Source organism: Paenibacillus lycopersici, assembly GCF_010119935.1.
In the GTDB taxonomy this organism is placed as follows: Bacteria; Bacillota; Bacilli; order Paenibacillales; family Paenibacillaceae; genus Paenibacillus_Z; species Paenibacillus_Z lycopersici.
Map to the genome: position 1 here is coordinate 5,829,754 of NZ_CP048209.1, position 19,525 is coordinate 5,849,278.

General features: G+C 59.0%; 18 protein-coding genes. 4 read left to right on the top strand and 14 right to left on the bottom strand.

The window, feature by feature from the left end:
* Positions 1–532: 532 nt before the first annotated feature.
* The 5 genes from groL to GXP70_RS25635 form a co-directional block, all read right to left on the bottom strand.
* Entirely contained in the window at positions 533–2,170 is a 1,638-nt protein-coding gene (gene groL / locus GXP70_RS25615) for a chaperonin GroEL (RefSeq protein ID WP_162359432.1), read from the bottom strand.
* Between the two features lie 76 nt (positions 2,171–2,246).
* Positions 2,247–2,528 (bottom strand): co-chaperone GroES, encoded by a 282-nt coding sequence (gene groES, locus GXP70_RS25620; RefSeq protein ID WP_162359433.1) that lies wholly within the window; start codon positions 2,526–2,528, stop codon positions 2,247–2,249.
* A gap of 364 nt (positions 2,529–2,892) precedes the next feature.
* Positions 2,893–3,687, bottom strand: coding sequence for an ABC transporter ATP-binding protein (locus tag GXP70_RS25625; protein WP_162359434.1), 795 nt, complete (start codon positions 3,685–3,687; stop codon positions 2,893–2,895).
* 13 nt (positions 3,688–3,700) lie between these two features.
* Complete coding sequence (locus tag GXP70_RS25630) at positions 3,701–4,744, bottom strand: FecCD family ABC transporter permease (protein WP_162359435.1); 1,044 nt, start codon at positions 4,742–4,744, stop codon at positions 3,701–3,703.
* 1 nt (position 4,745) lies between these two features.
* Positions 4,746–5,753, bottom strand: a complete 1,008-nt coding sequence (locus GXP70_RS25635; RefSeq protein ID WP_162359436.1) for a FecCD family ABC transporter permease — start codon at positions 5,751–5,753, stop codon at positions 4,746–4,748.
* A 206-nt stretch (positions 5,754–5,959) separates the two neighbouring features.
* Here GXP70_RS25635 and GXP70_RS25640 point away from each other — a divergent pair, with 206 nt between their 5' ends.
* Complete coding sequence (locus tag GXP70_RS25640) at positions 5,960–6,994, top strand: ABC transporter substrate-binding protein (RefSeq protein ID WP_162359437.1); 1,035 nt, start codon at positions 5,960–5,962, stop codon at positions 6,992–6,994.
* A gap of 561 nt (positions 6,995–7,555) precedes the next feature.
* Here the strand turns inward: GXP70_RS25640 and tatC are convergent.
* From tatC to GXP70_RS25670, 6 genes are all read right to left on the bottom strand, one after another.
* Positions 7,556–8,293: a twin-arginine translocase subunit TatC gene (tatC, locus tag GXP70_RS25645; RefSeq protein ID WP_162360677.1), complete on the bottom strand. Its 738-nt coding sequence runs from the start codon at positions 8,291–8,293 to the stop codon at positions 7,556–7,558.
* Between the two features lie 167 nt (positions 8,294–8,460).
* Positions 8,461–8,691, bottom strand: coding sequence for a twin-arginine translocase TatA/TatE family subunit (locus GXP70_RS25650; protein WP_162359438.1), 231 nt, complete (start codon positions 8,689–8,691; stop codon positions 8,461–8,463).
* A gap of 94 nt (positions 8,692–8,785) precedes the next feature.
* Positions 8,786–9,817 (bottom strand): molybdopterin-binding protein, encoded by a 1,032-nt coding sequence (locus tag GXP70_RS25655; RefSeq protein WP_162359439.1) that lies wholly within the window; start codon positions 9,815–9,817, stop codon positions 8,786–8,788.
* Positions 9,814–10,308 carry a MogA/MoaB family molybdenum cofactor biosynthesis protein gene (locus tag GXP70_RS25660; protein ID WP_162359440.1) on the bottom strand — a complete coding sequence of 165 codons (495 nt, stop codon included), beginning with the start codon at positions 10,306–10,308 and terminating at the stop codon, positions 9,814–9,816. The genes GXP70_RS25655 and GXP70_RS25660 overlap by 4 nt, the downstream gene beginning before the upstream one ends.
* 62 nt (positions 10,309–10,370) lie before the next feature.
* Positions 10,371–10,847, bottom strand: coding sequence for a cyclic pyranopterin monophosphate synthase MoaC (gene moaC, locus GXP70_RS25665; protein WP_162359441.1), 477 nt, complete (start codon positions 10,845–10,847; stop codon positions 10,371–10,373).
* A complete protein-coding gene (locus tag GXP70_RS25670; RefSeq protein WP_162359442.1) occupies positions 10,828–11,472 on the bottom strand; it encodes a 5-formyltetrahydrofolate cyclo-ligase in 645 nt (214 codons plus the stop codon). Before GXP70_RS25670 ends, moaC begins: the two co-directional genes overlap by 20 nt.
* A 205-nt stretch (positions 11,473–11,677) precedes the next feature.
* On the opposite strand from GXP70_RS25670, the gene GXP70_RS25675 reads away from it, so the two are divergent.
* From GXP70_RS25675 to GXP70_RS29945, 3 genes are all read left to right on the top strand, one after another.
* The gene (locus tag GXP70_RS25675; protein WP_162359443.1) at positions 11,678–13,618 is read left to right on the top strand and encodes an ABC-F family ATP-binding cassette domain-containing protein; all 1,941 of its coding nucleotides are present in this window, start codon (positions 11,678–11,680) and stop codon (positions 13,616–13,618) included.
* A 215-nt stretch (positions 13,619–13,833) separates the two neighbouring features.
* Positions 13,834–14,745, top strand: a complete 912-nt coding sequence (locus GXP70_RS25680) for an AraC family transcriptional regulator (protein WP_162359444.1) — start codon at positions 13,834–13,836, stop codon at positions 14,743–14,745.
* Positions 14,746–15,169: 424 nt separating this feature from the next.
* The gene (locus GXP70_RS29945) at positions 15,170–15,667 is read left to right on the top strand and encodes a GyrI-like domain-containing protein (protein WP_225442550.1); all 498 of its coding nucleotides are present in this window, start codon (positions 15,170–15,172) and stop codon (positions 15,665–15,667) included.
* A 465-nt stretch (positions 15,668–16,132) separates the two neighbouring features.
* On the opposite strand, the gene GXP70_RS25690 is transcribed toward GXP70_RS29945, so the two are convergent.
* From GXP70_RS25690 to GXP70_RS25700, 3 genes are all read right to left on the bottom strand, one after another.
* Complete coding sequence (locus GXP70_RS25690; RefSeq protein WP_162359445.1) at positions 16,133–16,582, bottom strand: MarR family winged helix-turn-helix transcriptional regulator; 450 nt, start codon at positions 16,580–16,582, stop codon at positions 16,133–16,135.
* Positions 16,583–17,119: 537 nt separating this feature from the next.
* Positions 17,120–17,668 carry an HIT family protein gene (locus tag GXP70_RS25695; protein WP_162359446.1) on the bottom strand — a complete coding sequence of 183 codons (549 nt, stop codon included), beginning with the start codon at positions 17,666–17,668 and terminating at the stop codon, positions 17,120–17,122.
* 52 nt (positions 17,669–17,720) lie between these two features.
* Positions 17,721–19,325, bottom strand: coding sequence for a 2-isopropylmalate synthase (locus GXP70_RS25700; RefSeq protein WP_404822293.1), 1,605 nt, complete (start codon positions 19,323–19,325; stop codon positions 17,721–17,723).
* Positions 19,326–19,525 lie beyond the last annotated feature (200 nt).

A 19,525-nucleotide genomic window follows, 5' to 3' on the forward strand; every position in this document is an offset into this window, starting at 1 on the left:
CTCTCGCCCCAGGGCGTGTATGCAAACTATTAAAAACAGCTAAAGAACTGGTAAACTTCACCTATGAAAAGACGATACGAGATACGAGATGACCAGTGGGAACGAATCAAAGACATCTTACCACCGGGACGGAAACCGCAAGGCGGGCGCCCGGCGATCGACAACCCGATGAAGAAAGCGTCATGCTTGATGCCTCCATCGTACGTGTTCATCGACACGGCGCAGGAGCAAAAGGGTGTATGACTAATCCCAAAATATGAAACATTCCGTTCGAATTGTACTTTATGTTGTGGGAATGTCGTTCTCGTGCTGAAGGCTAAACTCATTATACACCTCAATATTTTGAGTAGCTATGTATTCAAAAAATCGCTCAAGATGCTTACTCTCCAAAGCAAGTCCTCCTCTCATCTTTAAAAACAGAAAACACCGTAGAGCAATTTTCATCACTCTACGGTGTCTTCATTTTACACGATGTGGGCAATCAGTGTTCCCCGAGGAGAAACCCTTGCCCCACAAGGGCTCAAGCCCTTGTTTACATCATGCCGCCCATGCCGCCCATTCCGCCCATGCCGCCCATGTCAGGCATGCTTGGCTTATTAGCCTCAGGCTTGTCGGCTACGACAGCCTCGGTCGTCAGGAACATCGCCGCGACGGATGCCGCGTTTTGCAGTGCGGAACGCGTTACTTTCGCAGGGTCAACGATACCTGCTTGGAACATGTTCACCCACTCGCCGGTAGCGGCGTTGTAGCCGATGCCGATGTCTTCTTTCTTCAGACGCTCAACGATAACGGAGCCTTCTTGACCCGCGTTAGCCGCGATCGTGCGAACAGGCTCTTCCAGTGCGCGAAGCACGATGTTGACGCCTGTTTTCTCGTCGCCAGCAGCGTTAACAGCCGCTACGGCCGCATATACGTTCACGAGTGCAGTGCCGCCGCCGGACACGATGCCTTCTTCGACTGCCGCGCGAGTCGAGTTCAGGGCGTCTTCAATGCGGAGCTTGCGCTCTTTCAGTTCGGTTTCCGTCGCTGCGCCGACTTTGATAACGGCTACGCCGCCAGCAAGTTTAGCCAGACGCTCTTGCAGCTTCTCGCGGTCGAAATCGGAAGTCGTTTCTTCCAATTGCGCTTTGATTTGGCTGACGCGCACTTCGATGTCTTTCTTGTCGCCTGCGCCGTCCACGACGATCGTGTTTTCTTTCGTCACGCGGATTTGACGCGCGGAACCGAGTTGATCCACCGTCGTCGCTTTGAGCTCGAGGCCCAGCTCTTCCGTGATCACTTGGCCGCCGGTCAGGGCAGCGATATCGCCCAGCATCGCTTTGCGGCGGTCGCCGAAGCCAGGAGCTTTAACCGCAACGCAAGTGAACGTGCCGCGCAGACGGTTAACGAGCAGCGTAGCGAGCGCTTCGCCTTCCACGTCTTCCGCGATGATCAGCAGCTGTTTGCCGGATTGCACGACTTTCTCCAGAACCGGAAGGATCTCTTGGATGTTGGAGATCTTCTTGTCCGTGATCAGGATGTACGGGTTGTCGAGAACGGCTTCCATTTTGTCCGTGTCCGTGATCATGTACGGGGACAGGTAACCGCGGTCGAACTGCATGCCTTCAACCACTTCAAGCTCCGTTACGAAGCCTTTGGACTCTTCGACGGTGATAACGCCGTCGTTGCCGACTTTCTCCATCGCTTCCGCGATCAGTTGGCCGACTTCATCGTCAGCGGAGGAGATCGAAGCGACTTGCGCGATCGATTGCTTGCCTTCGATCGGCTTCGCGATTACTTTCAGCTCTTCGACAGCCGCGCGAACGGCTTTCTCGATGCCTTTGCGGATAACCATCGGGTTTGCGCCCGCCGTTACGTTCTTCAGACCTTCGCGGATCATCGCTTGCGCCAGAACCGTTGCAGTCGTCGTGCCGTCGCCGGCTACGTCGTTCGTCTTCGTCGCAACTTCTTTAACGAGCTGCGCGCCCATGTTTTCGAATGCGTCTTCCAGCTCGATTTCTTTCGCGATGGACACGCCGTCGTTCGTGATCAGCGGGCTGCCGAATTTCTTCTCGAGCACCACGTTGCGGCCTTTAGGACCGAGGGTAACTTTAACTGCGTTCGCCAGCGCGTCTACGCCGCGAAGCATCGCGCGGCGAGCGTCTTCGCCGAATTTAATCTCTTTCGCCATCGTTGATAACCTCCTGGATTGTGGGATTTAAGTAATTGCTTGAGATACCATGTATGTGGAGCCGAAGCGCGCAGGCTTAGCCCAGAATCGCGTGGATGTCGCTTTCTTTCATAATCAAAAGCTCTTTGCCTTCGTACTTCACTTCGGTACCGGCATATTTGGAGAACAACACGCGGTCGCCTTCCTTAACTTCAAGCGCGATGCGCGCGCCGTCTTTAATCGCGCCGCTGCCCACAGCGATTACTTTGCCTTCTTGCGGTTTTTCTTTCGCCGTGTCGGGCAGCAGAATGCCGCTTGCAGTCGTTTCTTCCTTCGCGATTGGTTCGATCAATACGCGTTCACCCAAAGGTCTGATCATGAAAATAGCCTCCTTTAAATAGTTGTGAAACTTTGTTAGCACTCACACTCGTTAAGTGCTAATAACCATTTCTAATAATACCGATTTCCATGTTGGATTTCAAGTCTTCCAAGGGGGATTTCATAGGAATTTTATATGGCCCGCTCCGAACGCGGCCTCCGGGTTCCGAGAGAGGCGGTAAAGCCGTTAAGCCATCGGGGCAGCCGGGGCACGTACGGGCTTGCGGCAATACAGTGCAATTGCCGTACAATGACGCGCAATTGCCTGCAATGAGGCGCGGTTCACGGCAGCGCCCCGGCAATTCTGCGGCAGCGCCATCTCGCGACAACGCCCCGGCAACGCACAAAAGCCGGCGGCTGCCGGCTTAACGGATTTTGCGACCTTTCCCGTGCGGAATGCAGAGCGGCGTGCCGAAGATCGGGTCTGCGGCGATCTGGCATTCCATATCGAACACGTCCCGGATAAGCTGCTCGTTCACGATCGCTTCGGGGCGTCCCTTCGCGTGCACCCGCCCGTCCTTGACGGCCACGATATGATGCGCGTAGCGGCAGGCGAGGTTAATATCGTGCAGCACCATCGCGATCGTGCGGTTCTCCTTTTCGTTCAGCTCGAAGAGCAGATCCAGGATGTCGATCTGATGCGTCATGTCCAGAAACGTCGTCGGCTCGTCCAATAGCAGCGTCGGCGTGTTCTGCGCCAGCGTCATCGCGATCCACGCCCGCTGCCGCTGTCCGCCGGACAGCGAATCGACCGAACGGCTCGACAGCTCGGTCAGATGGGTCACTTCGAGCGCCCGCTTGACCGCCTTCTCGTCCTCGACCGACCATTGCTGCAGGAAGCTCTGGTACGGATACCTGCCCTGCTTCACGAGCTGGTGCACGGTCAGCCCTTCCGGCGCGATCGGACCTTGCGGCAGGATCGCCAGGCGCTTGGCGATTTCCTTGCTGGACAGCCTCGCGATATCGGTGCCCTCGAGCAGGATCGTGCCCTCCTGTGGCTTCAGCAGCCGGGCGATCGAGCGCAGAATCGTCGATTTGCCGCAGCCGTTGCTGCCGATGAACACCGTAATTTCGCCCTTCGGAATCAGCAGGTCCAGATTGGAGAAAATCTCGTTCTTGCCATAGGACAGCGTCAGCTTATTCGCCTGTATGACGGACATGGGTATCACTCCTCTATGCTTTGCGATGGCGGTACAGCAGATAGATAAAGAACGGCGCTCCGACGGCGGCAGTGAAGACGCCGGCGGGAATGTCGAGCGGCAGGAACGCGGTTCTCGCGATCAGGTCGGACAGCAGCAGAATGAGCGAGCCGATGAGCGCGGATACCGGGATGACGCCGCCGTAGGCGGGGCCGACCAGCTTGCGGGCGATATGCGGCGCCATGAGGCCGATGAAATTGATCGAGCCGCCGATCGAAATCGCGGCGCCCGAGAGCGCCACGCTGACGAACAGCAGCATCGTCCGCTTCGCCTGCAGCGAGCTGCCGACGCTTGCCGCGACTTCGTCGCCAAGCTCCTGCACGTTCAAGTGCCGCGCATAGATGAGCGACAGCGGGAGCAGGATGACGATCCATGGCAGCAGCGTCACCACGTCCCGCTGCCACGAGACGCCGTAGATGCTGCCCGTCATGAACGTGAACGCCTTGACCGCCACCGCGGACGGCGTGAACGGCGCCGTCAGGATCAGCATGTACGTAAACGCCGTAAGCGCCGTCGCCATGCCGATGCCGATCAGCACCAGGCGCAGCGGCGTAATGCCGCGCCGGTAAGCGAACAAGTATACCAGCGCCGCGGCGGCGAAGGCGCCGCCGATGGACCAGATCGGCATGTACCGGATGCTGACGCCCGAGAAGTACAAGATGAAGACGATCGTGCCCAGCTGCGCGCCGCCCGTAATGCCGATGACGTCCGGAGAGGTCAGCGGATTGCGGACGATGCCTTGCAGCAGCGCGCCGGACACGGCAAGCGCGGCGCCGACCATGACCGCGATCACGACGCGGGGCAGCCGCAGCGAGAAGATGATCATATGACTCGAATCGTCGCCTATGCCGAGCAGCGAACGAATGACCTCGACGGGACTGATGCGCAAGCTTCCGAGCCCCGTGCACAGCACCATGGCCGCTGCGTTCGCGGCCAGGAGCAGCAGGACGACGAGCAGCGTCCTGCTGCTGATTTGGAACGAGTGCCTGCGGCCCCGGATGAGCAGCCAATTGGACATGTTAGCCGCGGCCCCCTTTCCTGGCGATGTAGACGAAGAACGGCACGCCGAGAATCGCCGTCATGACGCCGACCGGCACTTCCTTCGGGAACGCGATGAACCGCGAGCCGATGTCCGCGCCGAGCAGCAGAATGCCGCCGAGGACGGCGCAGTACGGAATCGTCCAGCGAAAATCGATGCCCACGAGATAGCGCGTGACATGCGGCACGATAATGCCGACGAACGCGATCGGCCCGGCGATGGAGACGGAGCCGCCCGCAAGGAGGACGACGGCGACGCCCGCCGCGAGCTTGATCGCGAGCGTCTTCTGCCCGAGGCCCGTCGCGACGTCCTCGCCCAGGCCGAGCAGATTCATATGCCTGGCCAGCACCCAGGCGCCGATGAGCGCCGCGCCCATATAGGGAGCGGCGGATGCGAAAATGCCCATGCCCCGGCCGGCGACGGAGCCGACGAACCAGTAGAGCACCTGATCGAAGGTTTGTCCGCCCGTTAGCAGCACGCCGAGCGTGATCGACGAGAAGAAAGCCGTCATCGCCGCGCCGGCGAGCGTGACTTTGAGCGGCGTCAAGCCGTCGCTGCCGACCGAGCCGAGCAAATAGACGAGCAGCGCCGTAAAGGCGGCGCCGGCGAACGCTAACGACGCATACGCGGACATGCTTCCGGCGTTGAAGAAGGCCGTAGCCGCGACGATGAAGAACGCGGCGCCGGCGTTAATGCCGAACAAGCTCGGCGACGCGAGCGGGTTGCGCGTAATGCCCTGCATCAGCGCGCCGGCGACGGCAAGGCTCGCTCCCGCCATGGCGGCGATCAGCGCCCTCGGCATTCGCGTCGTCCGAATGATCAGCTGATCCTGGGAGCCGTCGAAATGCGTATACGATCGAACGATCGTATGCCAGCCGATGTCCGCCACGCCGAACACGACGCTGCACACGATACCGGCCGCGAATACGAACAGGCCGATCAACAAGCCTGTGATTTTATGGGTACGCGTATGAAGTAAGGAATTCATGCCAACCTCTTTCCTCTCCCGATGCCAGCCTTAACTTGGTTATGTAGAACATTTCGTTATTCTAGGCGATGTTCGCAGAGGTGTCAATGATTTTGAGAATCATTATCAAATAATCATGTCAGTGATGTTGACATCCTCTCTACCGGCTGTTATAGTTCACAAGAGTAATAATGAGAATCATTATCAAATCGGAGGTAAATGTGTACATGTTGTCTTATGCCAGCAAGAAACTGTCGTGGTCCGTCTTATCCATCTTAATCGTCTTGTCCGTCGTCGTCTCGGGCTGCGGCCAATCGAACTCCGCCAATAACGCCGGCAGCGCGAACAGCGCCAGCACTGGGAATGCCAATAAATCGAACGCCGATACGGCGGCCGCCTCGTCCGATGCCGCTGAACGCACGATTACCGATGCCATGGGACAAGCGGTGATCAAAGGCACGCCGCAGCGGATCGTCGTCCTGACCAACGAAGGCACGGAAGCCCTGCTCGCGCTTGGCGTGAAGCCCGTCGGCGCCGTGAAGTCGTGGACAGGCGACCCTTGGTACGACCATATCAAGCAAGACATGGACGGCGTGGAAGTCGTCGGCGATGAAAGCCAGCCGAACCTCGAGCTGATCGCAAGTCTGAAGCCGGATCTGATCATCGGCAACAAGCTCCGCCAGGAGAAAGTATACGAGCAGCTGAAGGCGATCGCGCCGACCGTGTTCTCCGAGACGCTCCGCGGCGAATGGCAGTCGAACTTCATGCTCTATGCGGAAGCGATCGGCAAGAAAGCCGAAGGCGAGAAAATCATCGCCGATTACGATGCCCGCACGGCGGATTTCAAAGCCAAAGCAGGCGACAAGCTGAACGAGAAAGTATCCGTCGTCCGCTTCATGGCCGGCAAAACGCGGATCTACCTGTCGGATACGTTCACGGGCATCGCGTTCGCCAAGATGGGCATCACGCGCCCGGACAGCCAGAACGGTTACAAGGACACGTTCGTCGAGGAAATCACGAAGGAGCGCCTGCCTGAAGCGGACGGCGACATGATCTTCTACTTCACGTACGACACCGGGGACGGCAAGGGCAACCAGATGGAGAAGGAAATGCTGAACGATCCGCTCTGGAAGAGCCTGAAAGCCGTCAAGAACAACAAGGCGTACAAGGTCAACGACGCCATCTGGAATACGGCGGGCGGCGTTATCGCAGCTAACCTGATGCTCGACGAGCTCTACAAAATCTACGATATTCAAGCTTAGCAATTGACGATATACAAGCTTAACGCCCTGTACGGTTCGCCATGTCAAAGAGCGCCGATCCCCCTGATCGGCGCTCTTGCTGTCGAGAAAGCACTCGGTTCTTCGACATTGCCCATGCCGGTTAGATCGCCTTCATGGGCAACGGACATAGAATCCGTTATTGGGCGGAAATCGGTAGGTTTAGGTTGGCGAATGGACACAGGATTCGTTATTGCCTTCGAAGAGCATCGGAAGTCTGCCTTTTTAACGGAATAAAGGATCCTATGTCCGCGAGCCTTTAAAAAGCCATGCAAACAGGCGAATAACGGATCTCCTGTCCGGATGCAATGCTTTTCGCAGACAAAGCTGCTGCCTCTCTCTCCTGAAGCGATGCGAACCACACAGCTAGAGCTGTCTAAGCCGGATAACGGGAATGCGGCCACCGGAACTCCCCGAGGTCAGCCGTTCAGGTTTTACGAGCCATTCCGTGTCATCAAACATGGGTTTCTCTACATCAAGAGCGCCGATCCACCGATCGGCGCTCTTGATGTTCTAACCCCGGCATGACATGAAGCCTCGCCTCTACGATCCGAACTCTTCTTCCCATGCCTCGTCGGCCAGCAGCTGTTTCTTGTACACCACGCTCGACAGCAGCACGCTGATCTCATAGAGCAGGATAAGCGGCGCGGCCACCAGGGAATCGGAGATGAAATCCGGCGGCGTCACGACGACCCCGATCACGATGAGGACGAAATACGCGAGCTTCCGCATTTTCTTCAGCCGCATCGGATTCAGAATCCGCAGCTTCGTCAGGAACATGATGACGATCGGCAGCTCGAACAGCAGCGAGATCGGAATGAGAATATTGAACAGGAAGGAGAAGTATTGAATAACCCCGTACGTTTCCTGCAAATTCAGATGCTTCGCGACATCGGTCGTGAAATTGAACGCCATCGGGAACACGACATAGTACGAGAAGGCCAATCCGATCAGGAACATGAGCAGGACGAACGGCACGAACTTCAGCGTCGCTCGCTGCTCCTTCACGCCCAGCGCCGGCTTGACGAACGCCCATAACTGATAGGCCGCCGTCGGCAGCGCGAGGATCAGCGCGATCACGAACGCAAACTTCATATATAAACCGATGCCGTCCCATAGGGAAAAGGCATTCAGCTTCATGCCTTTCACAGGCTCCTGGCTTACCATGTAATTGTATACCGGATCTGCACAGAACAGACCGATGATCATCCCCGCGACCAGCATCACGATCGTAATGATCACCCTGCGCCGCAGCTCGCCGATATGGTCGAAGATCGACATCGGCCTGTCGCCGCGAAGCGATTCCTTGGCTTCGGCGCCCTTCGTTGAATCAGCCACCGTAATCAGTCACCTCTTTCCTGCGAATGAACGACTCGCGCCGTCCTTGGAGGCGTCAGGTGCGAACACGCGATTGCGAATTGCCTTGTCATAAAAAAAGCGGGCCCCACTTACTCTGGGAGCCGCTTCGAATCGCCCTGATCCTCCGAACGGTTCACTTCCGTCCGTCTCGTTTCCTTGCGATCTTGTGGTTCGTCGTCCATAATGTCTCGCGCGCCGGCTTTGAATTCCTTCAGCGTGCGGCCGAATGCGCGGCCCAATTCCGGCAGTTTGTTCGGTCCGAACAACAGCAGCGCGACCAGTGCGATCAGTAAAAAGCCCGTAACGCCTATTCCACCCATCGTTCCATCCTCCTTCTCGTTGTGCTGGCCTTAAGAACAAATCCGCTTTGAAAGCAGAGGTTAATCGAGTTTCGTCAACGTCATGGCCGTCTGGCTATCGAACGTGCAGGCCGCCGTATCCCATGCTTACGATGTCCGCTCTCGTAATCGTATCTCCGGCCAGAATACGCGGCAGAAGCACGTTGAACGACGTGTACGGGTCGTGCATGACGCAGCCCGGAAGCCCCAGGATCGGCGTTCCGTCCAGATAGCCCATGAGCAGCATGGACCCTGGCAGCATCGGCGTTCCGTAGCTGACGATCTCCGCGCCCGCGCCGGCTATCGCCGCAGGGGTGCGATCGTCGGGATCGACGGACATTCCGCCAGTTATGACTATCATATCATAGGACTGCCGCTGCAAATAGTGTATTTCCTTGACAATTGTTTGTCGGTCGTCCGGCGAGAACCGCTGCTCCGCCACTTCCGAGCCGAGCGCTTCGACGATCCGGCGCACGGCCGGTCCGAATTGGTCCTCGATCCGTCCGGAGTACACTTCGCCGCCGGTCGTCAAGAGGCCGATCCGAAACTTCCGCAGCGGCTTCAGCCCGAGCGGTCCGCGTCCGCCATGCCGCGCGCGGTAATCGAGGGCGAGCTTCTCCACGGCCTCCACCTTCGCCTCGGGCACGACGAGCGGAATGACGCGCGTCGCCGCAAGCTGTCCGCCGGGCATGACGACGGCGTCCGTCCGCAGCGTCGCGAGGGCGATCTCGCCAAGCTCGTTAACGGCATGAACGACGGACGGCTCGACGACGGCCAGCGCCGGCACGTCGAGCGCCGACTTGACCGCGACCTTGCCTTCGTGCGGTTCCGTCAGCAGCAGCCCGTCGTCCTGCAGCGCAAGCGCCATCCGCCGCGCCGCGTCGTCTTCGTGAAGCTCGCCCTCGCCAAGCTCCAGGATATAAATATGCTCCTTGCCGATATCAAGGAGCTTCGGAATATCGGTTTCGGCAATGACATGGCCTTTCTTGAACAGACGGCCTTTGAACTGTCCCGGGATGATCTGGGTCAAATCATGCGCGAGCACGAGGCCGACCGCCTCTTGAACCGGCACTTCCTTCAGCAGCGTACCCTGTTTGCGTCCGCTCATTCCGCGTGATCTCCCGTGCGTCCCGAGAGAATGCTGAGCGCGTGCGGCAGCTGATCCATGATCGCCATCAAATTCTCGTGCACGCCCTTCGGGCTGCCCGGCAGGTTAATGATAAGCGAGCGCCCGCGAATGCCGCAGATGCCGCGGGAGAGCATCGCCTTGCGCGTACGCTGCATGGCGCCGAGGCGCATCGCTTCCGCCAGCCCCGGCACGAGGCGGTCGATCACCTTGAGCGTCGCTTCCGGCGTCAAATCCCTGGGGGCAAGCCCGGTGCCGCCTGTCGTAATGACGAGATCGGCCTGGTAGTAGTCCGTCATTTCGATCAACGCCGCCATGATTTCGTCCTGCTCGTCGGGCACGATCCGGTAGTCGACGATCTCGCCGCTGAGCTCTTCCTCGACCAGCTCGCGGATGACTTGCGCGCTCGTGTCCTCGCGCTCGCCGCGCGAGCCTTTATCGCTGGCTGTAAGCAGTGCCACTTTCCATTGCATGTGCCTTCTCCCCCAATCGCAATTTGATTCGTCCTTCTGCCTGTACGGCAACGGCATGAACGTTAAACGCCGTTAACGGAATAGTCGCCGTTCTTGCCTCCGCTCTTGGAGACCAGGTAGGTCGGTCCGATGACCATGTCCTTCTGCAGCGCCTTGCACATATCGTACACGGTCAGCGCCGCCGCGGAGACCGCGGTCAATGCTTCCATCTCGACGCCCGTTTTGCCGGTCGTCTTCACGCTTCCTTCTATATAAAGCTCATTCTTCCCGTTATCGCCGAAAACCAGATTCACGCCGGTCAGCGGCAGCGGATGGCACATCGGAATCCAGTTCGACGTATTCTTCGCCGCCATGATGCCGGCGACCTGCGCCACGGCGAGGACGTCGCCTTTGCCGACCGTTCCGTCCTTGATGCGCCGCAGCGTCTCCTCCGCCATCGTCACGCTCGTCCGGGCGACGGCAATCCGCGCCGTCACGTCCTTGTCCGACACGTCCACCATGCGCGCCCGGCCCTGATCGTTAAAATGGGTCAGTTCCATTCGTTGTCCCTCCCCGGTATCCAAGTTCCGTTATGACGCCGTCGACAACCATGTCGTGGCTGTCCATCGGCACGGCGTCCGCCTGCTGCGCCTCGTAGCCGAGGCCGATCCAGAGCGGCGCCTCGACTCCGGCCAGCCGCGCCGCCGCAGCCATCCGTTCATGGAAGCGATCGTAATATCCGCCCCCGTAGCCCAGTCTTCCGCCATCGCCATCGAACGCCAAGCCCGGGACGAATACGATGTCCGGCACGAAGCCGGCGCCGCAGCGCCTGGCCGCGGCCGGATCCGGCTCCCGGATGCCGTACGCGCCGGGCATCAGCTCGTCCCACGCCTCGATCGCGTACAGCTCCATCGACCGGTCGCCGCGGATACAGCGCGAGACGACGACCGTCAGTCCCTTCCGCCAGCACCATTCGATCAGGAGCGTCGTATCGAGCTCGGAACGGAAGGGCACGTAAGCCATGATGCTCCGCACCGCCGCGCCTTCCCCGATCCGCCGGCGCAGCCATTCCACCGTCAGCTGGCAAACCGTATCCGACCAAGCCATGCGGCATGCCTCGGACAGCCCGTCGCGCTTTAGCGCCGCCGCCGTTCGCGCCGCTTGTTTTTCCTCTGCCCGATCCATCCCATTCCCCGCTTCGCTTCTTCGTTTGCCATCGCATAGGTCTGATTATAGTAGTATTAAGTTTACCACTGTTGCCCATATTTCGCCAACAAGCGCGAACGCGAAGCGGGAATGGACGAACGCGGCGGAACATGGTCGCGCGACGCGCGGTTTTCATGTAAACTGGTACAAAGGCATTTTGTCAAAGTTGGAGGTTTCGCGTACAATGCTTCTTCAAGTTTCCGATGTATCCAAAAGCTACGGCGTCAGCAGCGTGCTCTCGTCCGTGACCTTCCAGGTGCTGCCCCGCGAACGGGTCGGGCTGGTCGGCGTCAACGGCGCGGGCAAGTCGACGCTGCTCCGGATTATCGCAGGCGAGCTGTCGGCGGATTCCGGGACCGTATATAAATCGAAAGAAACGACGATCGGCTACCTGGCGCAGTCCAGCGGGCTTCAGTCGGACAACACGATCGAGGCCGAAATGCGGGCGGTGTTCGCCCATCTGACCGGCGCGGAGCGCGAGCTTCGTACGCTGGAGCAGCAGATCGCCGACCCGGCGCTGCACGGCGACGAGAAACAGTACGAAGCGGTGCTCGAACGGTACGCCAAGCTGTCGGAATGGTACCGCGCCAAGGGCGGCTTCGAGATGGACAACCGTATTCGGAGCGTCCTGCACGGTATGGGCTTCGGTCACTTCCCACCGGAGACGATCATTTCCACGTTGAGCGGCGGGCAGAAGACGCGGCTCGCGCTGGCGCGCATTCTGCTGCAGGCGCCGGATCTGCTCATGCTCGACGAGCCGACGAACTACCTCGACATTGAGACGCTGACCTGGCTGGAGGATTATCTTCGCGGCTACGAGGGCGGCATTCTCGTCGTCTCCCATGACCGCTACTTCCTGGATGCCGTCGTCGGCACGATCGTCGAAATCGAACGCCACAACGCCAAGCGCTATACGGGCAATTACAGCCGCTTCATCGAGATCAAAGCCGCCGAATACGAGGCGCAGATGAAGCAGTACGAGAAACAGCAGGACGAAATCTCGAAGATGGAGGATTTCGTGCAGCGCAATATCGTCCGCGCCTCCACCACCAAGCGCGCGCAGAGCCGCCGCAAGGCGCTCGAGAAGATGGATCGCCTCGACAAGCCGCTCGGTGATCTTAAGAAGGCGTACTTCTCGTTCGAAATCGAGCGGCAAAGCGGCAACGACGTGCTCGACGTCCGCGAGCTGTCGATCCAATTTCCCGAGAAATCGGAGCCGCTCTTCCGCGACGTGACGTTCCGGCTCGAACGGGGAGAGAACGTGGCGCTCATCGGTCCGAACGGGATCGGCAAATCGACGCTGCTCAAGGCGCTTGTCGGCCAGCAGCCGCATGAGACGGGCACGATCCGTTGGGGCACGAACGTGAAGATCGGCTACTACGACCAGGAGCATACGGGGCTGAATCGTCACAATACGGTGCTGGAAGAGCTGTGGAGCGCCTATCCGCATATCGAGGAAGCGCGAATCCGTACCGTGCTCGGCAACTTCCTGTTCAGCGGCGACGACGTGAAGAAGAAGATCGGCACGCTGAGCGGCGGCGAACGCGCGCGCGTCTCGCTGTCGAAGCTGATGCTGGCGCATGCGAACATGCTCATATTGGACGAACCGACGAACCATCTGGATCTGTACAGCAAGGAAGTGCTCGAAGGCGCCCTGATGGATTACGACGGCACGCTGCTGTTCATCTCCCACGACCGTTATTTCTTGAACAAAATGGCGGAGCGCATTGTCGAACTGAACCCGGCGGGCACGGAGCATTTCCTGGGAAATTATGACGAAATGATCCAGAAAAAACGGGAAATCGAAGAGCTCCGGCTGGAAACGCTGTCAGCTCAGCAGGGAAAACAGAGCAAATCCGCGCCGGCTGCGGAAACCGCTCCCTCTTCTTCCTATGAAGCCGACAAACAAGCGAAGCGTGACGAACGGAACCGCCAGCGCAAACAGGAACAGCTCGAAAACGACATCGCGCGGCTGGAGGACGAAATTTCTGCGCTCGAGCAGCAGTTGACCGATCCCGAAATCTATAACGATTACGTGCGGGTCGGCACGATCCAGAGCGATATCGACTCGCGCAAGGCACAGCTGCAGGCAGTCTACGAGGCGTGGGAGGAACTGCTCGCCTGAGGATGGACATGAACGGGCGAACGGCTTCCGACAGCATTTTTAAACTCTTTCATTCCCTTAATAGATCCCGTTAACGAATCCGGACGGCAGCATGCCGTCCGGATTTTGGCGTTCCGACATTCGGCCGGACACGGATCGATGCTCGATTACAGTAGATTTTGACAAAACTTATCCCTGCCTCGGATGCTATCATTTACGATGGAAGGAGGGGAACCATGGATTATACCGAAGCCGTGCATACGGCCATCTCGTTCATCCATCGCGAGTATGACGAGAGCATTACGGTTGCCGACCTGTCCGGACAGGTCTATCTGTCGCCGTCGTACTTCTCAACCGTGTTCAGGACGCTGACCGGTTATACGATCAAGGACTATATTCTTCGTTATCGGCTGTACCGGACGGCGCTGGCGTTGAAGCATACCGGCAAGCCTATCCTTGCCATCGCCTTCGAGAACGGCTTCTCGTCGCAGCAGGCGTTGACCAAGAGCTTCACGCAGGTATACGGAATCGCGCCGGCACGGTTCCGTCGGATGAATCCCGACCTTGCGCCTTTCCCTCCCGAAAATCTGTTGCAGGAAAGAGGTACGGCCATGGATCTGCATCGCGTATTCGAGAACGTGCGCTTCGTGAAGAAAGAGGCTTTCTATGTCGTCGGCATCGAGACGGACATTCATTATAACAGCAGCGACGGCACGCACAGCATCGGCGGCTTGTATAAACGCTGGAACGAGGAGAAGCTGATCGATCGCATCCCCGATCAAGTCAACGATACGCTGACCTACGGCATGACGTACGAGACATCGGAAGACGACACGGCGAAGTACTGCGTCGCCGTTGAAGTATCGACGCTTGAGCGCCTGCCGGCGGGGTTCATCGCGCGGAAGTTCGAGGCGTGCGAGTACGCCGTGTTCCAATGCACGCTGGAGGACGAGACCAGCGGGCGATTCTTCCAGTACTTCTTCAAAACTTTCTTGAAGGAGCGCAATCTCAGCCAGCCGGAGGCGATCACGACCAAACACGGGAACACGTATTCCGCCCGTTATCCGGTATTCGAGGCGTACGATCGGCACTTCGTGGACGAGTCGTCGACGATCGAAATCTATGCCCCGATCCTTCGCTTACCGTAAGGCGGCGAAGGCGCGAAGCAAGCGCGTCGGAAGCGACAGCTTTTGCGCGACGTTTCATTCCATTAATAGAGCTCATTAAGAAACCGGACGGCTGCATGCCGTCCGGTTTCTATGTATGGAAGGCGGATATTTGGGCGTGCGAGGAATAGGAGCCGCGCCAGCCGGGGCGAATAAGGGTGAAGGACGCCCCCTGCAGGAATACATTCGCCGCCGGCGTCTCACCCGCGCCGCAATGGAGCTGTAGAACAGCGCCGCGAAAGTGATCGACGTCGCCGTGAAATACGGCTATGCCTCGCCGGATGCGTTTACGCGCGCATTTCAAAACCTGCATGGCCTTACGCCGAGGGATGCGAGAGCCGCCAAGCGTTCGCTCACCGCCTATCCTCCGATGACCTTTCGATTAACGATTGGAGGCAGCGAACCGATGAAATTCAGAATCGAGAACAAGGAAGCTTTTCAAGTGATCGGCTTGTACAATCGGGTGACGCCGATCGAATCCGGCGAGCATCCGGGCGTGGAACAGGTTTGGCGCTCGCTCGATCAGGACACGTATGCCAAGCTGAACTCGCTGAACGATGCGGGACCGCGGAGGATCTTGCATGTGAATGTCGGGGAAGGCGTGCGCGCGAAGGATGATTACGACTATTATTTGGCGGTGGCGTCAACTCGGCCGTGTCCGGATCGGTTCAAGTCGTATACAGTATCCGCTATGACCTGGGCCGTCTTCGAAATGACGGTGCCGTGGGAGAAAGAGAGATGGCATCGTATCTACGGCGAGTGGTTCCCTTCTTCGGGATACGAACAAATCGCGGGGCCGACGTTCCAGGTCGGACCGGAGATCGAAATCGGCCTGGAGCGGCAAGTCGATTCCGGCATCGAGCATGACGTCGAGCTGTGGCTGCCTGTCGCCAAAGTCCGATAGCGGCGAGCATGCGCTCGCAAAACTGCCGTCGAAGCAAGGACGCGGACAAGAGATGCGTTATTGGCCGGTTTTCCTTGTTGTTCCGTGTGTTCGCGGACAGGAGATGCGCTATTTCGCCCAACATGGCGACATTCGGTGCTTTCCGGAGGCAATAACGAATCCTGTGTCCGATTCCCAGCCCGAAACACCGATTTCAATACAAATAGCGGATCCTGTGTCCGCTGCCTACGGGGGCTATCTCCTACAGGCGATGCGACTTGAAGTTTCGTCTATTTTCTCGACAGCCTGACCGGACGGCAGCATGCCGTCCGGTCTCTATATGGAAGGCGGGTATCTTGATTAAAGGTAACTATCTTGGCCCTGATATCGGCGGCAAGACGTGCATACCGAGTCCCGCGGCGGTATACCGAAACCACCGGCCGGTGCCCGGCTTACTCCGTGCTTCGGCCGTCCCGTTATCCGGCCTTACGCCATGGATGGCGATAAACCCGCTAACGTTTTGGCCGCGAGCGCGGACAGCTGGGCGCGTTCCGCTTCCGTCAATCCCGCGACGGCTTCGTTGATGCGGCGTTCGATCTCCATGGCTCCCGTCTGCGTAAGCCGAAGACCGGCTTCGGTAATTCGGACATGGAATCCGCGCCTGTCGGTCGGCGAAGGTACCCGTTGGACGAGCCCGCGCCGTTCGGCGCGGTCGATCAGGCCGGTAATGCTGGATTTGTCGAGGCCAAGGTACTGCGCCAGCTGCAGCATGCTCGGCTCGCGGTCCCGCACGATGCCGAGCAGCCGGATCTGGATGATCGAGAGGTCATGGGGAGCGCCGACCTTCGACAGGATGGATTGGATAAGGAACGAGAACTGGACCAGACTGTCCACAAGCGACAGATCGTTCTGGCGTTCAGCGGGCGTAGGATTCAAGAAGCATCACTCCGTAACGTTAATGGCTGCGCATTCGTAATAACGTCTCCCTTCATTGTAGCACAACCTTTCAGCGACTTCGCATGTCAAGCGAACGGTATGTCGGCATCACGAGCTTACGGCTCTTCAACATGCTCGCGCAATGCAATATAGGTCAGCCTGTCCGAAGGCCGACCTCGCGTTGCCGCCCGGTTTTGTCGGCAATATGCAATCTATCCCCCTTATCCACAGGTCTATCCACAGCCGTGGATGAATTGTGTGGCAATTCTGGCACCTGTTATGTCGAAAAAACGTGAATAAATTTACCGTTTCTTTATTTATGGCTGTAAACGGCTGCCAACGCTGTCCCTATTATGCCCATTATCCACATTATCCACAGAACGGCTGTGAAAAACTTATCCGACTTTTATGCACATCCGAGGCAGATGTTTTCCACTGAATTTCCGGGGTTATGCACATTCTGCCAGCAGGCTGTGGATGGCGCTGTGGAAAAAAAAGCAGGGGATCGCCCGCTCGTTCGGCAAATCCCCTGCTCATTTAACTGGCCGGCTCTCCTCGGCCGCACGATGCTTCGTCTACATTCGCCAACGCAGCCCGAACGCTATCCCGGATGGCTTCGAGCTCGGCGGCGCCGCCCCTGGGCGCATCCGGCCACTGCAAGATATTCACGGGATGCCGGTACCTATCCGGCGTTCCCGTATACCGCGGTACAAGATGCATATGGAAATGCGGCACGCCGTCGCCTTGAACGAAGGCATACACATGCTCCGCGTTCAAGGCCTTCCTGAGGGCGGCGCTTACCCGGTTCATCGCCTCGCCGACCGCCCCGGCTTCCTGCGCATGCAAGTCGCCAAGCGCTGGCGCATGCCGCTTCGTCTCCACGATCGCGTAACCCAGGTAGGCCCGCCGCTCTTCGGCTCCGGCGATCATCAGCGAAGCGACGACGTACGCATCCTCGTACACCGCCATCCCTCTCGCCTCGGGACTATGATGCTTGCTGCAAATAAAGCAAGCCCTCGCATCCTTCGGAATTGCCATCCGTGCATCCGGCGCGTCCTTCCGATTGTCGCTCCGCGCATCTTCCATTGGCATTCCTCCCTTTTCGTTGGCAGCCGAGGACGAACCGCTCCGGCCCTGACTAGCTGGACTTCGCGGCGATGTCCGTTTCCCCGTTATTGCCGCCCGTGCTCAAGATCAGCTGGTTGCAAGCCGCCACGTAAGCCTGCGCCGAAGCCAGAATAATGTCCTTATGCACAGCCGTGCCGCTGTAGCGCTGCTGCCGGTGCACGATGCTGACGGACGCTTCGCCGCGCGCGTCCTCGCCTGTGGACAAGGAGTGCAGCTCCAGATCCTCGAAGGCCGCTCCGACCGGAATCGCCTGCTGCAGGCAGTGGATGACCGCTTCGAGCGGTCCCGTCCCCGTTCCGGCGAAGGTCCGTTCCTCCTGCGATTCCCGCTCGCGGATCGTCACGGATGCAATGCGGGCGCGCTGCGTACCGGCGAGCACCTGCAAATCGACCAGCACGTACGGATCATGCTGCTGCTCCGTCGTTTCGCTGGCAAGGCGGACGAGCACGTCGTCCGGAACGATCTTGAGCTCGTCGGCCTTCGCCTTGAAGCGGTCGTACACGTCCTTCATCTGCTCCTCGTTCAGCTCGATGCCGAATGCCGCCAGGCGGTGCTTGATCGCATGGCGGCCGGAATGCTTGCCGAGCACGATCATGCTGCGCGGGATGCCCATCGCCTCGGGATCCATGATTTCGTACGTATTGCGGTTCTTGAGCAGCCCGTCCTGATGAATGCCCGACTCGTGCTGGAACGCGTTCCGGCCGACGATCGGCTTGTTGTACGCGATCGGAAAATTCATCGCCCGGCTCACCATCCGGGACGTCTCGTAAATTTCGCTCGCGACGATGCCGGTCTCCGCGCCGATGGCGGATTTGCGGGTCTCGATCGCCATGACGAGCTCTTCCAGCGAGCAGTTGCCGGCGCGTTCGCCGATGCCGTTGACCGTCACTTCGATCTGCGTCGCGCCGGCCGAGATCGCCGCCAAGCTGTTCGCGACCGCCAGGCCGAGATCGTTATGGCAGTGCGCGCTGAACTGGACGCGCTCGGCGCCGCGTGCGCCTGCCCGTACGTCCCGGAACATGGCGCCGTATTCTTCGGGGAGCGCGAAGCCGAGCGTATCCGGCAGATTGATGATCGTGGCGCCTTCCGCGATGACGGCTTCCACCATTTCGATGACGAACTCTCTGCCCGCGCGGCTGGAATCCATCGGGGAGAACTCGATTTCGTCAACGAATTGCTTGCCGTACGCGACCATTTCGCGGGCGATGCTCACGACCTGCTCGCGGGACTTCTTCAGCTGGAAGTCCAGATGGATGTCCGAGGACGAGATGAACAGATGCAGCCGTCTGCGCGGCGCATCCATCGTCGCCTTGACCGCAGCGTCGATGTCGCCGCGGATCGCGCGGGCGAAGCCGGCGATTTCCACGCCTTGCAGCTCGCGGGAAATTTGCTGCACGGCCGCGAATTCCCCCGGGCTCGAGATCGCGAAGCCCGGCTCGATCACGTCGATGCCCAGTTTGGCCAGCTGGCGGGCGATGACGATCTTCTGCTCGGGGCGCAGCGTCGCGCCGGGCGACTGCTCGCCGTCGCGCAGCGTCGTATCGAAGATGCGGATGATTTGGTTGGCGGACGGTTCTTGCATACCGGCATTCGTATTCGTGTGAGTCGTTGTCATATCGGATTCCTCCTGGATTCGGTTTGAATGGTCTAATCGGCACAACGGCAAGTTTGCATAACAACGGAAAAAGCCCGCCGTCTCTTCTGATTCAAGAGACGACAGGCTTCTTAGGCTTGCCGCGGTACCACTCTCGTTGCCCGGACGCTGCCGCCCGGACCCGCTTAAGCAGCTGGCGGCCGGCTTGGGCGCGGGCGTTC

Bases quoted from the DNA above. Each gene is read 5' to 3' on its own strand.
- groL (WP_162359432.1), bottom strand. From the start codon at position 2,170: ATGGCGAAAGAGATTAAATTCGGCGAAGACGCTCGCCGCGCGATGCTT.
- groES (WP_162359433.1), bottom strand. From the start codon at position 2,528: ATGATCAGACCTTTGGGTGAACGCGTATTGATCGAACCAATCGCGAAG.
- GXP70_RS25625 (WP_162359434.1), bottom strand. From the start codon at position 3,687: ATGTCCGTCATACAGGCGAATAAGCTGACGCTGTCCTATGGCAAGAAC.
- GXP70_RS25630 (WP_162359435.1), bottom strand. From the start codon at position 4,744: ATGTCCAATTGGCTGCTCATCCGGGGCCGCAGGCACTCGTTCCAAATC.
- GXP70_RS25635 (WP_162359436.1), bottom strand. From the start codon at position 5,753: ATGAATTCCTTACTTCATACGCGTACCCATAAAATCACAGGCTTGTTG.
- GXP70_RS25640 (WP_162359437.1), top strand. From the start codon at position 5,960: ATGTTGTCTTATGCCAGCAAGAAACTGTCGTGGTCCGTCTTATCCATC.
- tatC (WP_162360677.1), bottom strand. From the start codon at position 8,293: ATGTCGATCTTCGACCATATCGGCGAGCTGCGGCGCAGGGTGATCATT.
- GXP70_RS25650 (WP_162359438.1), bottom strand. From the start codon at position 8,691: ATGGGTGGAATAGGCGTTACGGGCTTTTTACTGATCGCACTGGTCGCG.
- GXP70_RS25655 (WP_162359439.1), bottom strand. From the start codon at position 9,817: ATGAGCGGACGCAAACAGGGTACGCTGCTGAAGGAAGTGCCGGTTCAA.
- GXP70_RS25660 (WP_162359440.1), bottom strand. From the start codon at position 10,308: ATGCAATGGAAAGTGGCACTGCTTACAGCCAGCGATAAAGGCTCGCGC.
- moaC (WP_162359441.1), bottom strand. From the start codon at position 10,847: ATGGAACTGACCCATTTTAACGATCAGGGCCGGGCGCGCATGGTGGAC.
- GXP70_RS25670 (WP_162359442.1), bottom strand. From the start codon at position 11,472: ATGGATCGGGCAGAGGAAAAACAAGCGGCGCGAACGGCGGCGGCGCTA.
- GXP70_RS25675 (WP_162359443.1), top strand. From the start codon at position 11,678: ATGCTTCTTCAAGTTTCCGATGTATCCAAAAGCTACGGCGTCAGCAGC.
- GXP70_RS25680 (WP_162359444.1), top strand. From the start codon at position 13,834: ATGGATTATACCGAAGCCGTGCATACGGCCATCTCGTTCATCCATCGC.
- GXP70_RS29945 (WP_225442550.1), top strand. From the start codon at position 15,170: ATGAAATTCAGAATCGAGAACAAGGAAGCTTTTCAAGTGATCGGCTTG.
- GXP70_RS25695 (WP_162359446.1), bottom strand. From the start codon at position 17,668: ATGGAAGATGCGCGGAGCGACAATCGGAAGGACGCGCCGGATGCACGG.
- GXP70_RS25700 (WP_404822293.1), bottom strand. From the start codon at position 19,325: ATGACAACGACTCACACGAATACGAATGCCGGTATGCAAGAACCGTCC.